Source organism: Achromobacter sp. Root83, assembly GCF_001428845.1.
Taxonomy (GTDB): Bacteria; Pseudomonadota; Gammaproteobacteria; order Burkholderiales; family Burkholderiaceae_B; genus Achromobacter.
In genome coordinates this window covers 572,406-586,120 of record NZ_LMIU01000012.1, presented here as the reverse complement: position 1 = coordinate 586,120, position 13,715 = coordinate 572,406, and the positions used below count along the sequence as shown (strand labels likewise).

The window sequence follows — 13,715 nt, the reverse complement described above, 5'->3', positions numbered from 1 at the left end:
GCCGCTTTCCGACTCCGCTTGTGACTCCATGAAACTGATCGGCTCGCTTACCAGTCCCTACGTGCGCAAAGTGCGTATCGTCATGGCCGAGAAAAAGCTGGATTACCGGCTTGAACTCGAAAACGTCTGGTCCGCCGACACGCAGATCCAAACGTACAATCCGCTGGGCAAGGTGCCCTGCCTGGTCATGGAAGATGGCGGCGCCCTGTTTGATTCGCGCGTCATCGTCGAATACCTGGACACCTTGTCTCCTGTCGCCCGTCTGATTCCTCAGCCGGGGCGTGACCGCGCGGCCGTCAAATGCTGGGAAGCCATCGCCGATGGCCTCCTGGACGCTTGCGTGACCATCGTCAAGGAAACCCAGCGCCCCGAGGCCCAACGCAGCCCCGAGTGGATCGAACGCCAGTTCGGCAAGATCCACGCCAGCCTCGATGCCATGAACAAGAGCCTGGGCGACAACGCCCACTGCATGGGCATCAACTACAGCCTGGCCGACATCGCCGTCGGCTGCGCGCTGGGCTACCTGGACCTGCGCTTCGCCTCTCTGGACTGGCGCACCGGCCAGCCCAACCTGGCCCGCCTGTACGAAAAGCTGTCCCAACGGCAATCGTTCATCGACACCATCCCCAAGACCGCCTGACGGTCCTGGCAGGCGCCCGGCGTTACGGGGCGCCTGCTCCCGGCCGCTTCCCGCGGCCGGCCCCTTCCCCGCCTTCCGCTCAGGCCGAAAAGGTCTGCCACGCCTTGAACAGCATGTACGCGGCCAAGGCGAACAGCAGGCAGGCGAAAACGCGCTTCAGGGTCTGCACCGGCAAGCGGTGCGCCATGCGCGCGCCCAGCGGAGCCGTCAGCACGCTGGTGCATACCAGCGCCACCAGCGCCGGCCAATAGATGTAGCCCAGCATTCCCGGACGCGACACGCTCTCGTTCAAGCCCGACACCACGTAGCCCACGCTATTGGCCAGCGCAATGGGAAAGCCCAGCGCGGCCGAGGTGGATACGGCGTTATGCAGGGCCACGTTGCACCAGACCATGAAGGGCACGGACAGGAAACCGCCGCCCGCCCCCACCAGCCCCGAGAGAAAGCCGATGCCGGCCCCCGCCGCGCTGGTGCCCGCGATGCCCGGCATCTGGCGGGTGGGCTTGGGCTTCTTGTTGCGCAGCATGCTCCAGCCGGAATAGCCCACGAAGAGCGCGAAGAACAGCGACAGCCACAGGGTGCTGAGCGCGGCGAAGACCGCCCCGCCCGACACCAGCCCGCCGATAATGATGCCCGGCGCCATGGCCCACACGATGCCCCACTTGATCGTGCCGCGCTGCTGGTGGGCGCGCACGCTGGATATCGAGGTGAACAGGATCGAGGTCATCGATGTCGCGATCGCGGTATGCACGACCAGTTCGGGCGGCATGCCCTGCCAGGCGAACAGCATTGTCAGAAAAGGCACCAGCAGCATTCCTCCCCCTATGCCCAGCAGGCCCGCGGCAAACCCCACCACGGCCCCCAGCACCAGCAGGCAAATCACCATCGTCACATCCACAACCGTCTCCTCTTTATTGTCATGAACAAGGCCCCTCGGGTATTGCACCGGGGGGCCTTGAGTAAGGGCAACAAGGCATCGCCTACAGGATGATGCCGCCGCCCAGGCAAACCTCGCCATCGTATAGCACGGCCGACTGGCCTGGCGTCACCGCCCATTGCTGTTCTGTGAAATCGAGCGTGAACGCGCCATCCGCGGCATCGGCCAGGCGGCATGCCGCATCGGCCTGGCGATAGCGCGTCTTGGCGCCGTACCCGCCGGCAACCGGCGGATGGCCCGCGACCCAGCTTGCATCCTGCGCCCGCAGGCTGCCCGACAGCAGCCACGGATGGTCATGCCCCTGCACCACGTAAAGGATGTTGCGTTCCAGGTCCTTGCGCGCCACGTACCAGGCCTCGGCCGTGCCGTCTTCGCGCTGCCGGCCCTTCACGCCGCCCACGCCCAGCCCCTTGCGCTGGCCCAGCGTGTAGAACGACAGCCCTTCGTGGCGGCCGACCTTCTGTCCTTCGGGGGTCATGATCGGACCCGGCTCGGTCGGCAGGTAGCGGTTCAGGAATTCACGGAATGGCCGCTCGCCGATGAAGCAGATCCCCGTGGAATCCTTCTTGGCGGCGTTGTGCAGCCCAATCTCGTGCGCGATGCGCCGAACCTCGGTCTTGTGGATCTCGCCGAGCGGGAACAGGGTGCGCGACAGTTGCGCCTGGTTCAGGCGATGCAGGAAGTAGCTTTGATCCTTGGAGGCATCCAGCGCCTTGAGCAGTTGGAACTGCGTGGCGCCGCCATCGCCCGGCACTTCACGCACGCGCGCGTAGTGGCCGGTCGCGATGTGTTCGGCGCCCAGCGACATGGCGTGGTCGAGAAACGCCTTGAACTTGATCTCGGCATTGCACAGCACATCCGGATTGGGCGTGCGGCCCGCGGAGTACTCGCGCAGGAAGTCCGCGAACACGCGGTCCTTGTATTCGGAGGCGAAGTTGACGAATTCGAACTCCACGCCGACCAGATCGGCCACGCTGGCCGCGTCCAGCAGATCCTGGCGGGTGGAGCAGTATTCGGAATCGTCGTCGTCTTCCCAGTTCTTCATGAACAGGCCGACGACCTCGTAGCCCTGCTGTTTGAGCAACCAGGCGGTGACCGAAGAATCGACCCCGCCGGACATGCCGACGACAACGCGGCCTTTCTTGGTGGAAATTTGACTCATGATGGGACTATTTTAGATCGGACGAGGCATCTTCCCGCGGCCGCGGCTCCGCGGCCCGCGACACCTCCATCAGCCAGGCCCGGAAGGCCTGCAAGGTGGGAAGGTTGGCCTTTTGCTCTGGATAGCACAGGTAATAGCCCATGCGCGCGCGGATGGGCAGTTGAATGGCGATGGCCAGCTTGCCGTCGCGCAACTCGTCTTCGATCAGGCAGCGGGGAATCAAGGCCACGCCAAAGCCCGCCGCCGCGGCCTGCGACAGCAGCGCGTACTGGTCGAAGCGGGCGCCTTCCAGACTGCGCCGGGTGTCGCAGCCGGCCTGCTCGAACCAGTCGCGCCAGCCGTCCAGGGCCGAAGTGTGGTGCAGCAGCGGATAGGCCAGCAGCGCTTCCGGCGAGGCGCAACCGCCCGGGATCAGGCGCGGGCTGCACACAGGCAGGATCTCGCGGCCGACGATATAGTCCGCGCCGCTGCCGGGCCAGAGGCCTTCGCCAAAACGCACCGCGGCGTCGAGCTCGGGCGTGGAAAAGTCATAGCCCTGGCGGTGCGGCAGGAACTCCACATGGATATCGGGCCGAAGGCGCATGAAGGCGGTCAGGCGCGGGATCAGCCAACGCGCGCCGAAGGTCGGCATACAGGTCAGGTTGAGCGTGCCGCCCTGCCCCTGGTGCGCGATCAGTTCGACGGTGGCGGCCTCGATCTGCCCCAGGCCGGCCTGGATCTTGGTCAGATAGCCGCGGCCAGCCTCGGTCAGAACCAGCCCTTGCCTGATTCGCAGGAATAGTTCGACGCCAACGAACTCCTCCAAATGTTTCACCTGTTTACTGACCGCCCCCTGTGTCACGCAAAGTTCCTGGGCGGCGCGAGTAAAGCTGCTGTGCCGGGCAGCCACTTCAAACGCCTGAAGATCCGTTAAAGAGGGACAGAAACGCCGCATCTAATGTCCCCACGCTCGCCGTGGGGCTCCCTGCCGCAATGGGCTCGGTACTGGCGCGGGCGCACCGAAGAAGTTACACAAAAGTAACGGGAAATCCAGCCCGGCCAAAAAGAGGTATGAAAAAAAGTCATAGCTTACGGAGAAACTTTCGTTTGCGCAAACAGGGCCGCCAGGAAAGAATCGTTGCGTTTGCGTCTGCCTTTGCGCATCCGCTTTCCAATTTATTAGGGGAATCCATGCAACGCCGTAATGTAGTTCTGGGCCTGTGTGTCGCCGTCGCGACCCTGGCCACGCCGCTGACCTCGGGTATCGCGCACGCTGAAGACGCGTTTCCGAGCAAGCCCATCCGCCTGATCGTTCCCTTCCCGCCCGGCGGCACCACCGACATCGTCGGCCGCCTGTTCGCGGACAAGCTGAGCAAGGAACTGGGCCAGACCGTCGTGGTGGAAAACCGCGGCGGCGCCGGCGGCTCGATCGGCAGCGCATTCGTCGCCAGCAGCGCGCCGGACGGCTACACCCTCGGTATCGCCACCGTCAGCACGCACGGCATCAACCCGGCCATCTATCCGAACCTGCCGTTCGATGGCGAGAAGGACTTCACGCCCATCTCCAACCTGGCCGCCGTCCCCAACATCATGACCATCAACCCGAAGGTCAACGCCAAGAACATCGCCGACTTCATCAAGCTGGCCAAGAGCGAGCCGGGCAAGCTGACGTACGCGTCGGCCGGCAACGGTTCGGTCTCGCACATGATGGGCGAACTGTTCAAGATGGCGTCGGGCACCGACCTGATGCACGTGCCTTACCGTGGCGTGGGCCCGGCGCTGAACGACGCGCTGGCCGGCCAGGTCGACGTCATGTATGACAACCTGCCCTCGACGCTGCCGCATGTCCAGTCCGGCCGCCTCATCGCCATGGCCGTCGCCGCGCCCCAGCGCGTGGCAGCGCTGCCCAACGTTCCCACGTTCGCCGAAGCCGGCCTGCCGGCCGTGAACGACGCGTCCTGGTTCGGCCTGGTCGCGCCCGCCAAGCTGCCCGCGCCCGTCCTGGCCAAGCTGAACGCCGCCGTGCAGAAGGTCAGCGCCGAAGCCGACGTCAAGACGCGCCTGGAAGCCCTGGGCGCCGCGCCGGCCGCCAACACCTCGGCCGAATTCGGCGCGCAGATCGCGGCTGAAATCGCCAAGAACAAGCGCATCGCCAAAGAAGCCAACGTGAAGATCGACTAAGCGGTCTTCGGTCCTCGCGCGCCGAACGCGCGCGAGGACCTCCGATTCACGAACGCAGTAACCCTATATGCGAATTACCCAACCCCTGTCTTATCGGCTCGACCTTCCGCAGCAATATCCGAATTCGGAATCCTCGGCTCCGCTCGTGCTGGACTCTCCGCACAGCGGCACCGCCTACCCTCCCGATTTCGCGGCCGCGGTGGACTTTGGCGCGTTGCGCACTGCCGAGGACACCTGGGTTGACGACCTGTGGGGCGACGCCATGGACATGGGCGTGCCGATGATCGCCGCCGCCTTTCCGCGCGCCTACATCGACGCCAACCGCGCGCCCGACGAGATCGACGAACTGCTGCTGGACCAAGCCTGGCCCGACGCCATCAACGCGTCGCCCAAGGTCAAGCTGGGCAAGGGCCTGATCTGGCGCATGCTCGATGACGGCACGCCGCTGTACAACCGCAAGCTGACGGTCGCTGAAGTCCGCCACCGCATCGACGCCTGCTGGAAGCCCTATCACGCCGCGCTCGGCCAGGTGCTGGACAACGCCCATCAGAAGTTCGGCAAGGTATGGCACATCAACTGCCATTCCATGCCCAGCGTTGCCGGCGCCTTCGCCACCGACCGCCCCGGCCTGGTCCACCCCGACTTCGTGCTGGGAGACCGCGACGGCAGCACCAGCGATCCGGCCTTCCGCGAATTCATCGCCGCCTGGCTGCGCGAGCGAGGCTACGACGTCACCGTCAACGATCCCTACAAGGGCGTGGAGCTGGTGCGCGCCTTCGGCCGCCCCGACGAAGGCCGCCACAGCCTGCAGATCGAGATCAACCGCAAGCTCTACATGGACGAAGTCACGCTGCGTCCAACCGAAAACTATGGCCGCCTGAAGGCCGATCTGCGCGAACTCACCGCCGCGCTGATCCTCTGGACTCGCGCGCAAACGGCCTGACGCCGGACGTTTGCGCGCTGGTGCCGGGTTGCAAAACCCGACCCCATGGTTCGCCATGGGGTTTTTTTTTGTTATCCCGTGTATAACTACGGCGAACCTTCTAGGAGAGGCGTCGATGCACATCGGGATACCAAAAGAAACCCGAGACGGGGAAACCCGTGTCGCAGCAACACCAGAGACCGTCAAGAAGTATGTAGGCGGCAAGCACACCGTCGTCGTGGAGCGCGGAGCAGGCAGCGCGGCCCGCTATCTTGATGACGCCTATGAAGCAGCGGGTGCCACGCTCGGTTCCGCCCAGGATGCCCTGGGCGCCGAACTGGTCATGAAGGTTCGCGCGCCCGACTCCGCTGAATTGCCGCACATGAAGCCAGGCGCCGTGGTCGTCGGCATGCTCGATCCCTTCGATGCCGAAGGCCTCGCGCAGATGGCCGCCGCAGGACTGGTCGGATTCGCACTAGAGGCCGCTCCCCGCATCACCCGGGCCCAGAGCCTGGACGTGCTGTCGTCGCAGGCCAACCTGGCGGGCTACAAGGCCGTGCTGTTGGCCGCCCATCACTATGGCCGGCTCATTCCCATGATGATGACCGCCGCCGGCACCTTGAAAGCTGCGCGCGCCGTGGTGCTTGGCACCGGCGTGGCCGGCCTGCAGGCCATCGCCACGGCCAAGCGACTGGGCGCGGTGGTCGAGGCCTCCGACGTGCGTCCCGCGGCTCGCGAACAGGTCGAATCACTGGGCGCCAAGTTCATCGACGTGCCCTTCGAAACCGATGAAGAGCGCGAGATCGCGCAAGGCACCGGCGGCTACGCCCGGCCCATGCCGCCCGCATGGATGGCCCGTCAGGCCGCGCTGGTATCGGAACGCTGCAAGCAGGCCGACATCGTCATCGCGACCGCGCTGATTCCCGGCCGGCCCGCCCCCACGCTGGTTTCCGCGGAAACCGTCGCGGCCATGAAGCCCGGCTCGGTGCTGGTGGACCTTGCCGTCGAACGCGGGGGCAACTGCCCGCTGTCCGAGAAAGGCTGCATCGTGGACAAGCACGGCGTGACGATCATCGGGCTGACCAACCTGCCTGGCCTGGTCGCCACCGATGCCTCGGCGCTCTACGCCCGCAACATCCTGGATTTCCTGAAACTCATCATCGATGCGGACGGCGCGCTGGCGATCCAGCGCGACGACGAAATCGTGGCCGCCTGCCTGATGTGCGAAGGCGGCACCGTGACGCGGAGGACCTGAACATGGAAGCGATCAACCCCACCCTGATGAACCTCATCATCTTCGTGCTGGCCATCTATGTCGGCTATCACGTGGTGTGGAACGTCACGCCCGCGCTGCACACGCCGCTGATGGCGGTGACCAACGCCATCTCCGCCATCATCATCGTGGGCGCCATGCTGGCGGCCGCGCTGACCGAAGGCGGACTCGCGCGCGGCATGGGCGTGTTCGCCGTGGCGCTGGCCGCGGTGAACGTGTTCGGCGGCTTTCTCGTCACGCGGCGCATGCTCGAGATGTTCAAGAAAAAGGACAGGAAGCCGGCCAAGGAGGAAGCGAAATGATCTCGCTGAACCTGGTCACCCTGCTGTACCTGATCGCCTCGGTCTGCTTCATTCAGGCGCTCAAGGGACTGTCCCATCCCACGACCTCGCGCCTGGGCAATGCCTTCGGCATGGCCGGCATGGCGATTGCCGTGCTGACCACGGCCGCGCTCATCATCGGCCTGGCGCGCAGCGGCACCGCCACGATCGGCCTGGGCTGGGTGCTGCTGGGCCTGCTGGTGGGCGGCTCCATCGGCACGCTGATGGCCAAGCGGGTGGAAATGACGAAGATGCCCGAACTCGTCGCGTTCATGCACAGCATGATAGGTCTTGCTGCAGTGGCCATCGCGGTGGCCGTCGTAGCCGAGCCGCATGCCTTCGGCATCGTTCCCATCGGCGTTCCCATTCCCGTCGGCAACCGCTTCGAGCTGTTCATCGGCACCTTCGTGGGCGCCATCACGTTCTCGGGCTCCGTCATCGCCTTCGGCAAGCTGTCGGGCAAATACAAGTTCCGGCTGTTCCAGGGCGCGCCCGTCGCATTCCCCGGCCAGCACATGCTGAACCTGGCGCTGGCGTTGCTGATGCTGGCTTGCGGCGTCTGGTTCATGCTTACTCAGGAATGGACGCCCTTCGTCATCATGACCATCATCGCCTTCGTGCTGGGCGTGCTGATCATCATCCCGATCGGCGGCGCGGACATGCCGGTCGTGGTGTCGATGCTGAACAGCTATTCCGGCTGGGCGGCTGCGGGCATCGGCTTTTCGCTGAACAACCCGATGCTGATCATCGCGGGCTCGCTGGTGGGTTCGTCCGGCGCCATCCTGTCCTACATCATGTGCAAGGCGATGAACCGGTCGTTCTTCAACGTGATCCTGGGCGGCTTTGGCGGCCAGGCCGGAGGCGGCGCGGCGGCAGGCGACGGCCAGCAGCGCAGCGTCAAGTCGGGCAGCCCCGACGACGCGGCATTCCTCATGACCAACGCCGAGAGCGTGACCATCGTGCCCGGCTACGGCCTGGCGGTGGCGCGCGCTCAGCACGCGTTGAAGGAACTCGCTGAAAAGCTCACCGCGCGCGGCGTGACGGTCAAGTATGCGATCCATCCGGTCGCCGGCCGCATGCCCGGCCACATGAACGTGCTGCTGGCCGAGGCCGAAGTGCCCTACGACCAGGTCTTCGAAATGGAAGACATCAACAGCGAGTTCGCGCAGACCGATGTCGTGCTGGTGCTGGGCGCGAACGACGTGGTCAACCCCGCCGCCAAGAACGACCCGCAGTCGCCAATCGCCGGCATGCCCATCCTGGAAGCCTACAAGGCGCGCACCGTGATCGTGAACAAGCGTTCGATGGCCTCGGGCTATGCCGGGCTGGACAACGAGCTGTTCTACATGGATCGCACGATGATGGTCTTCGGCGACGCCAAGAAGGTGCTTGAAGACATGGTGAAAGCCGTGGAATGACGGCAAAGGCCCGCGGCTATTCGGCCGCGGGCGCCTTGCGCAACTGCTCGTCCACCACTTCAACCCAATGACGCACCGGTGTATCGGTGCCGCTTTGCAGGTGGCCGATGCAGCCTATGTTGGCCGACAGGATCACATCGGGACTCCCCGTGGCGATGGCGGCCAGCTTGCGGTCCCGGAGCTCAAGCGCGATGTCCGGATTCAGCACCGAATAGGCGCCCGCCGATCCGCAGCACAAATGCTTGTCCGCGAAAGGCTGCAGTTCGAAGCCCAGGTCCGCCAGCAGTTGTTCCGACAAGGGCCGCAGCCCCTGCCAATGCTGCAGGGTGCAAGGCGGATGAAATGCCGCCCGCGTGCCTGCCGGCAAGCGCGCGCGCAGCCGGTCGGCATGCGGCGCCACGATCTCGGCCACATCCCTGACCAGCGCCACGATGTCCGCGGCCTTTTGTGCATAGGCCGGATCGTGACGCAGGTGGTGCGCGTACTCTTTGACCATCGCGCCGCAGCCCGATGCGTTCATGACGATGGCCTCGACCTTGCCGTCCTGCACCAGCGGCCACCAGGCGTCGACATTGGCGCGCATCTGCGCCACGGCCTCGTCCTGCGCGTCCAGATGGAAACTGACGGCGCCGCAGCAGCCAGCGCCTGGCGCGATGCGCGCCCCGATGCCGACGGCGTCCAGCACCCGGATCGTGGCGGCGTCGATGGTAGGCATCATCGCCGGCTGCACGCATCCGGCCAGCATCAGGACCTGACGGTCATGACCGGCGATTGGCGGCAGCACGCCCGCGTCGCGGCGCTCGGGAACCTTGCGCTTCAGCGCTTCCGGCAGCAGGCCCCGCATCGCCTGCCCAAATCGCATGGCGGGCGCGAACATGGGCGACAGCATCGCCCGCCGCAGCAAGGCACGCTTGGTCTTGTCCGCCCAGGATCGGCGCACGCGCTCGTCGACGATCTTGCGGCCGATATCCACCAGGTGTCCGTATTCGACGCCGGATGGGCAAGTGGTTTCGCAATTGCGGCAGGTCAGGCAGCGATCCAGGTGCTGCTGCGTGGACTGTGTCGGCTCCTTGCCTTCGAGCACCTGCTTGATCAGGTAGATGCGCCCCCGCGGACTGTCCAGCTCATCGCCCAGGACCTGATAGGTCGGACAGGTGGCCGTGCAGAACCCGCAATGCACGCAACGGCGCAGAATGGCGTCGGCCTCTTTGCCCAGATCGGTGTCGCTTGCCCAGGAGGCCAGATTGGTTTGCATGATGCGCTATAGCTCCAGGACCAGGCGGCCGGGATTGAACAAGCCGGCCGGATCGAGCTCTTGCTTGAGCCGGCGCGTGATCGAGCCGACGCCGGGCGCCAGCGGATGAAATACGCCATCGGCGGGCGGCTTCGTGTGGGCGGCCCGGAACAGCGTCGCGTGGCCTCCCAGCCGAGCCGAGATCTCACGCAGCTCGGCTGCGTCGCGAGGCCCGGACAGCCAGCGCTGGCCTCCGCCCCATTCCAGCAAGGTCGGCCCCAGTCCCAGCGCGGCGGCCGTGGGCGGCAGGGCCAGTCGCCACAAGGGCTGGTCCTGCGCAAAGAATGCATGAGTCTGTTCCCGCAGCGAACGCCACCACGCCTCGGCCACGTCCGGCGTCAGCGGATCGCCGCCGATCACCTGGCGGGCGCTGGCAAGGGCGGGCGGAGCGCCCGACAGCCGTACGGTAGTCAGCCCTTCGCCGCGCTCGTCGGTGCTGGTCCAACTGGTGGCGGAGATAGGCAAGGGCTTGCCCCGCCAGAGGGCGAAGTTGGCCAGCGCCTGGGCTTGCGTGGCGGGCATGGCAAGCGTCAGCTCCTCCATCGGCCGGGGCACGACCTTGAGCGACACTTCGAGAATGGCGCCGAAGATGCCGTGCGATCCCGCCAGCAAGCGCGACACGTCATACCCCGCCACGTTCTTCATGACCTCTCCGCCGAAAGACAGGATGCGTCCTTCGGAATCCAGTAACTGCGCGCCCAGCACGAAGTCCTTCAGAGCGCCCGCGCTCATGCGGCGCGGTCCCGAAAGGCCCGCGGCCACGCAGCCGCCTATGGTGGCGGACTCCGCGAAATGCGGCGGCTCGAAAGCCAGCATCTGGCCGTGTTCGGCAAGAGCGGCTTCAAGCTCGGCCAGCGGCGTTCCCGCGCGCACGGTCACCACCAGCTCGGAGGGGTGGTAGCTGACGATGCCGCGATAAGGAGTCATGTCCAGCAAGCAGTGGCCATCCTGCGGCCTGACCGGCCGGTAGTTGCCATAGAACCCCTTGCTGCCGCCGCCCATCACAAACAAGGGTTTGTGACCGGCACGCGCCGTCATGACCTGGTCGCACAATTCCGACAGGACAAAATCCATAAGGGATACGTCCTAGAAACGGGCGAGATCGGGGAAGCGCAACTCTCCCGCATGGACATGCATCTTGCCGTATTCGGCGCAGCGGGCCAGCGTGGGAATGACCTTTTCAGGATTCAGCAGGCAAGGCGGATCGAAGGCCCGCTTTACCGCCAGGAACGCGTCGAGTTCTTCGCGAGAGAATTGCACGCACATTTGATTTATTTTCTCCATTCCCACACCGTGCTCTCCAGTCACGGTCCCTCCTACTTGCACGCACAGCTCGAGAATGGCGGCGCCGAATTTCTCGGCGCGCTCCACCTCGTCAGGCTTATTCGAATCGAACAGGATCAGCGGGTGCAGATTACCGTCGCCCGCATGGAAAACGTTGGCGCAACGAAGGCCGAATTCATCTTCCATTTGCTCGATGGCGCCCAGCACGCGCGCCAGGTGACGGCGCGGAATCGTGCCGTCCATGCAGTAATAGTCAGGCGATACGCGCCCGGCGGCCGGAAACGCATTCTTGCGGCCGGCCCAGAACTTGAGGCGTTCGGCCTCGGATGTGGAGACCTGGCAACGCGTGGCGCCGGCCTCGCGGAACACCGCCTCCATGCGCGCGATCTCGTGCGCAACCTCTTCGGGCGTGCCGTCCGATTCGCATAGCAGTATGGCTTGCGCGTCCATGTCATAGCCCGCGCGGACGAAGGGCTCGACCATGTGCGTCGCGCGGCGGTCCATCATTTCGAGGCCAGCGGGAATCATGCCCGCCGCGATGACCCGCGTGACCGCATTGCCGGCCGCCTCGACGCTGGAAAAGCTGGCCATGACGACCTGCGCGCAGGCCGGCTTCGGAATCAGCTTGACGGTCACTTCCGTGACCACGCCCAGCATGCCCTCGGACCCGATAAAGACGGACAACAGATCCAGGCCGGGAGCATCAGGGGCCTCGGATCCGAGTTCGACCACATCGCCATCGATCGTGACCACGCGCACGCGCAGCACGTTATGCACCGTCAGCCCGTACTTCAGGCAATGCACGCCACCGGAATTTTCCGCCACGTTGCCGCCGATGGAGCAGGCGATCTGGCTGGACGGATCCGGCGCGTAGTACAGCCCATAAGGCGACGCGGCCTCGGAGATCGCCAGGTTGCGCACCCCCGGTTCCACGATGGCGGTGGCGCTGGCCAGATCGATATGCTTGATGCGGTTGAATTTGGACAGTCCCAGCAGCACTCCCTGGCTGTGCGGCATGGCGCCGCCCGACAAGCCCGTGCCCGCGCCACGCGCGACGATGGGTGCGTTCAGGCGTTTGCAGATGCGCATGACGGCCTGCACCTGCGCTTCGGTCTCAGGCAGCGCGACGACCGCGGGAAGGGAGCGGTAAAGGGATAGGCCATCGCACTCGTAGGGGCGGGTGTCCTCTTCGCGGAACAACACGCAGTGTGCGGGCAACGCGGCCGACAATGCCTCGACGAGCTGCTGCAACGAATAAGGCGCCTGCACTTGTGCCAGGCCAGTTTCGACCAGTGAATTCATGAGCGCAACAATAGCGCGTGCGCCCGCGTTAAGCAGGCCGGGATTTACCCGCACCCAACGGTTTTACGGGGTTTTCCGGGCGGTTCAGAAGTAACCAGCCGTAAAAGCCGAGCGCACCTGTCGTGGAAATGCAGCAGTCTCGGGCGCCGCTTGCGCTCAGCCGGAATAGTCCAACAGCGCCAAGGTCTTCGATATCGCCGCGCAAGCCTCGACCAGCGGCTTGATATAGCTGGCGGTCCGGTCGGCGCTCATCCGGAAAGCGGGGATGCTCAGGCTGACGCAGGCCACGGGACGGCCTTGCTTGTCGGTGATGGCGCAGCCGAAGCAGAAGATGTCTTTCTCGTTCTCTTCGCGGTCCTCCGCAAAGCCTTGCCGCCGGATCTGTTCGATTTCCTTGCGCAGCGCCTGCGGCGTGCGCAAGGTCGCGTCGGTGAAGACATTGAAATCCAGCGTCGAGATCAGCGCATCGCGTTCAGCCGGCTCCAGCCGCGCCAGATAGGCCTTGCCCACCGAGCTGGAATACATCGTGACGCGGCTGCCCAGCCGCGAGTTCATGCGCACGGCCTTGGGACTTTCGAGCTTGTCGATATACGTCATCTCGGACCGGTCAGGCACCGCCAGGTGGACGGTCTCCTGGGTCAGTTCCTTCAGGTCGAACAGATGATCCTTGCAGAGTTGGCGGATGTCGGAGCTTTCAAGCGCGCGGCTTGCCAGACTGACCAGGCGCGGGCCCAGCCCGAACGACTGGTCATTGCGCTTCGGAACAATGAGTTGTTCGGCGACCAGCGCGTCGACGATCCGATAGACCGTCGGCCGTGGATACCCAAGCTTCCGGCTGAGTTCGTTGATAGTCCACGCCGTGTCGCCGCCCTGGGCAATGGTGTCCAGCACCCGCATGAACTTGGAAAACGACGCGGTTCCAGCGACGGGATTGATGGGGTGTGCCGGACTGGGCTGCGTGACCTTCGTTGTAGTTGCTGTGCCGCGAGTGGCTTTCATTGAC

The 13,715-nt window shown here is 65.1% G+C and carries 13 protein-coding genes; 6 read left to right on the top strand and 7 right to left on the bottom strand.

Annotated features, from left to right (window positions below; all coding sequences use genetic code 11):
• Window positions 1–28: 28 nt before the first annotated feature.
• Window positions 29–640, top strand: coding sequence for a glutathione S-transferase (locus tag ASE30_RS15080; RefSeq protein WP_057285091.1), 612 nt, complete (start codon window positions 29–31; stop codon window positions 638–640).
• Window positions 641–719: 79 nt separating this feature from the next.
• Here ASE30_RS15080 and ASE30_RS15075 read toward each other — a convergent pair whose 3' ends face one another.
• From ASE30_RS15075 to ASE30_RS15065, 3 genes are all read right to left on the bottom strand, one after another.
• On the bottom strand, window positions 720–1,538 hold the full coding sequence (locus ASE30_RS15075; RefSeq protein WP_057285090.1) for a sulfite exporter TauE/SafE family protein: 819 nt from the start codon (window positions 1,536–1,538) through the stop codon (window positions 720–722).
• 82 nt (window positions 1,539–1,620) lie between these two features.
• The gene (gene mnmA, locus ASE30_RS15070) at window positions 1,621–2,739 is read right to left on the bottom strand and encodes a tRNA 2-thiouridine(34) synthase MnmA (RefSeq protein WP_057285089.1); all 1,119 of its coding nucleotides are present in this window, start codon (window positions 2,737–2,739) and stop codon (window positions 1,621–1,623) included.
• A 7-nt stretch (window positions 2,740–2,746) separates the two neighbouring features.
• Window positions 2,747–3,673 carry a LysR substrate-binding domain-containing protein gene (locus ASE30_RS15065; RefSeq protein WP_057285088.1) on the bottom strand — a complete coding sequence of 309 codons (927 nt, stop codon included), beginning with the start codon at window positions 3,671–3,673 and terminating at the stop codon, window positions 2,747–2,749.
• 236 nt (window positions 3,674–3,909) lie between these two features.
• Here ASE30_RS15065 and ASE30_RS15060 point away from each other — a divergent pair, with 236 nt between their 5' ends.
• The 5 genes from ASE30_RS15060 (at window position 3,910) to ASE30_RS15040 (ending at window position 8,832) form a co-directional block, all read left to right on the top strand.
• Complete coding sequence (locus tag ASE30_RS15060; RefSeq protein ID WP_057285087.1) at window positions 3,910–4,899, top strand: tripartite tricarboxylate transporter substrate binding protein; 990 nt, start codon at window positions 3,910–3,912, stop codon at window positions 4,897–4,899.
• Between the two features lie 67 nt (window positions 4,900–4,966).
• Entirely contained in the window at window positions 4,967–5,842 is an 876-nt protein-coding gene (locus tag ASE30_RS15055; protein ID WP_057285086.1) for an N-formylglutamate amidohydrolase, read from the top strand.
• Window positions 5,843–5,957: 115 nt separating this feature from the next.
• The gene (locus ASE30_RS15050; protein ID WP_057285085.1) at window positions 5,958–7,076 is read left to right on the top strand and encodes a Re/Si-specific NAD(P)(+) transhydrogenase subunit alpha; all 1,119 of its coding nucleotides are present in this window, start codon (window positions 5,958–5,960) and stop codon (window positions 7,074–7,076) included.
• A 2-nt stretch (window positions 7,077–7,078) separates the two neighbouring features.
• Entirely contained in the window at window positions 7,079–7,396 is a 318-nt protein-coding gene (locus ASE30_RS15045) for an NAD(P) transhydrogenase subunit alpha (RefSeq protein ID WP_006388447.1), read from the top strand.
• Window positions 7,393–8,832 (top strand): NAD(P)(+) transhydrogenase (Re/Si-specific) subunit beta, encoded by a 1,440-nt coding sequence (locus tag ASE30_RS15040; protein WP_057285084.1) that lies wholly within the window; start codon window positions 7,393–7,395, stop codon window positions 8,830–8,832. Before ASE30_RS15045 ends, ASE30_RS15040 begins: the two co-directional genes overlap by 4 nt.
• Window positions 8,833–8,848: 16 nt before the next feature.
• Here ASE30_RS15040 and glcF read toward each other — a convergent pair whose 3' ends face one another.
• The 4 genes from glcF to ASE30_RS15020 all read right to left on the bottom strand — a co-directional run bounded on the left by glcF (window position 8,849) and on the right by ASE30_RS15020 (window position 13,711).
• Window positions 8,849–10,087, bottom strand: a complete 1,239-nt coding sequence (gene glcF / locus ASE30_RS15035; protein ID WP_057285083.1) for a glycolate oxidase subunit GlcF — start codon at window positions 10,085–10,087, stop codon at window positions 8,849–8,851.
• A 6-nt stretch (window positions 10,088–10,093) separates the two neighbouring features.
• A complete protein-coding gene (glcE, locus tag ASE30_RS15030) occupies window positions 10,094–11,200 on the bottom strand; it encodes a glycolate oxidase subunit GlcE (protein WP_057285082.1) in 1,107 nt (368 codons plus the stop codon).
• Window positions 11,201–11,212: 12 nt separating this feature from the next.
• Entirely contained in the window at window positions 11,213–12,712 is a 1,500-nt protein-coding gene (locus ASE30_RS15025; protein WP_057285081.1) for an FAD-linked oxidase C-terminal domain-containing protein, read from the bottom strand.
• Window positions 12,713–12,868: 156 nt separating this feature from the next.
• Window positions 12,869–13,711: an IclR family transcriptional regulator gene (locus tag ASE30_RS15020; protein ID WP_082601584.1), complete on the bottom strand. Its 843-nt coding sequence runs from the start codon at window positions 13,709–13,711 to the stop codon at window positions 12,869–12,871.
• Window positions 13,712–13,715: the final 4 nt, after the last annotated feature.

Excerpts from the sequence above, each read along its gene's own strand:
- ASE30_RS15080 (WP_057285091.1), top strand. The coding sequence starts at position 29 with ATGAAACTGATCGGCTCGCTTACCAGTCCCTACGTGCGCAAAGTGCGT.
- mnmA (WP_057285089.1), bottom strand. The coding sequence starts at position 2,739 with ATGAGTCAAATTTCCACCAAGAAAGGCCGCGTTGTCGTCGGCATGTCC.
- ASE30_RS15065 (WP_057285088.1), bottom strand. The coding sequence starts at position 3,673 with ATGCGGCGTTTCTGTCCCTCTTTAACGGATCTTCAGGCGTTTGAAGTG.
- ASE30_RS15060 (WP_057285087.1), top strand. The coding sequence starts at position 3,910 with ATGCAACGCCGTAATGTAGTTCTGGGCCTGTGTGTCGCCGTCGCGACC.
- ASE30_RS15055 (WP_057285086.1), top strand. The coding sequence starts at position 4,967 with ATGCGAATTACCCAACCCCTGTCTTATCGGCTCGACCTTCCGCAGCAA.
- ASE30_RS15050 (WP_057285085.1), top strand. The coding sequence starts at position 5,958 with ATGCACATCGGGATACCAAAAGAAACCCGAGACGGGGAAACCCGTGTC.
- ASE30_RS15045 (WP_006388447.1), top strand. The coding sequence starts at position 7,079 with ATGGAAGCGATCAACCCCACCCTGATGAACCTCATCATCTTCGTGCTG.
- ASE30_RS15040 (WP_057285084.1), top strand. The coding sequence starts at position 7,393 with ATGATCTCGCTGAACCTGGTCACCCTGCTGTACCTGATCGCCTCGGTC.
- glcF (WP_057285083.1), bottom strand. The coding sequence starts at position 10,087 with ATGCAAACCAATCTGGCCTCCTGGGCAAGCGACACCGATCTGGGCAAA.
- glcE (WP_057285082.1), bottom strand. The coding sequence starts at position 11,200 with ATGGATTTTGTCCTGTCGGAATTGTGCGACCAGGTCATGACGGCGCGT.
- ASE30_RS15025 (WP_057285081.1), bottom strand. The coding sequence starts at position 12,712 with ATGAATTCACTGGTCGAAACTGGCCTGGCACAAGTGCAGGCGCCTTAT.
- ASE30_RS15020 (WP_082601584.1), bottom strand. The coding sequence starts at position 13,711 with ATGAAAGCCACTCGCGGCACAGCAACTACAACGAAGGTCACGCAGCCC.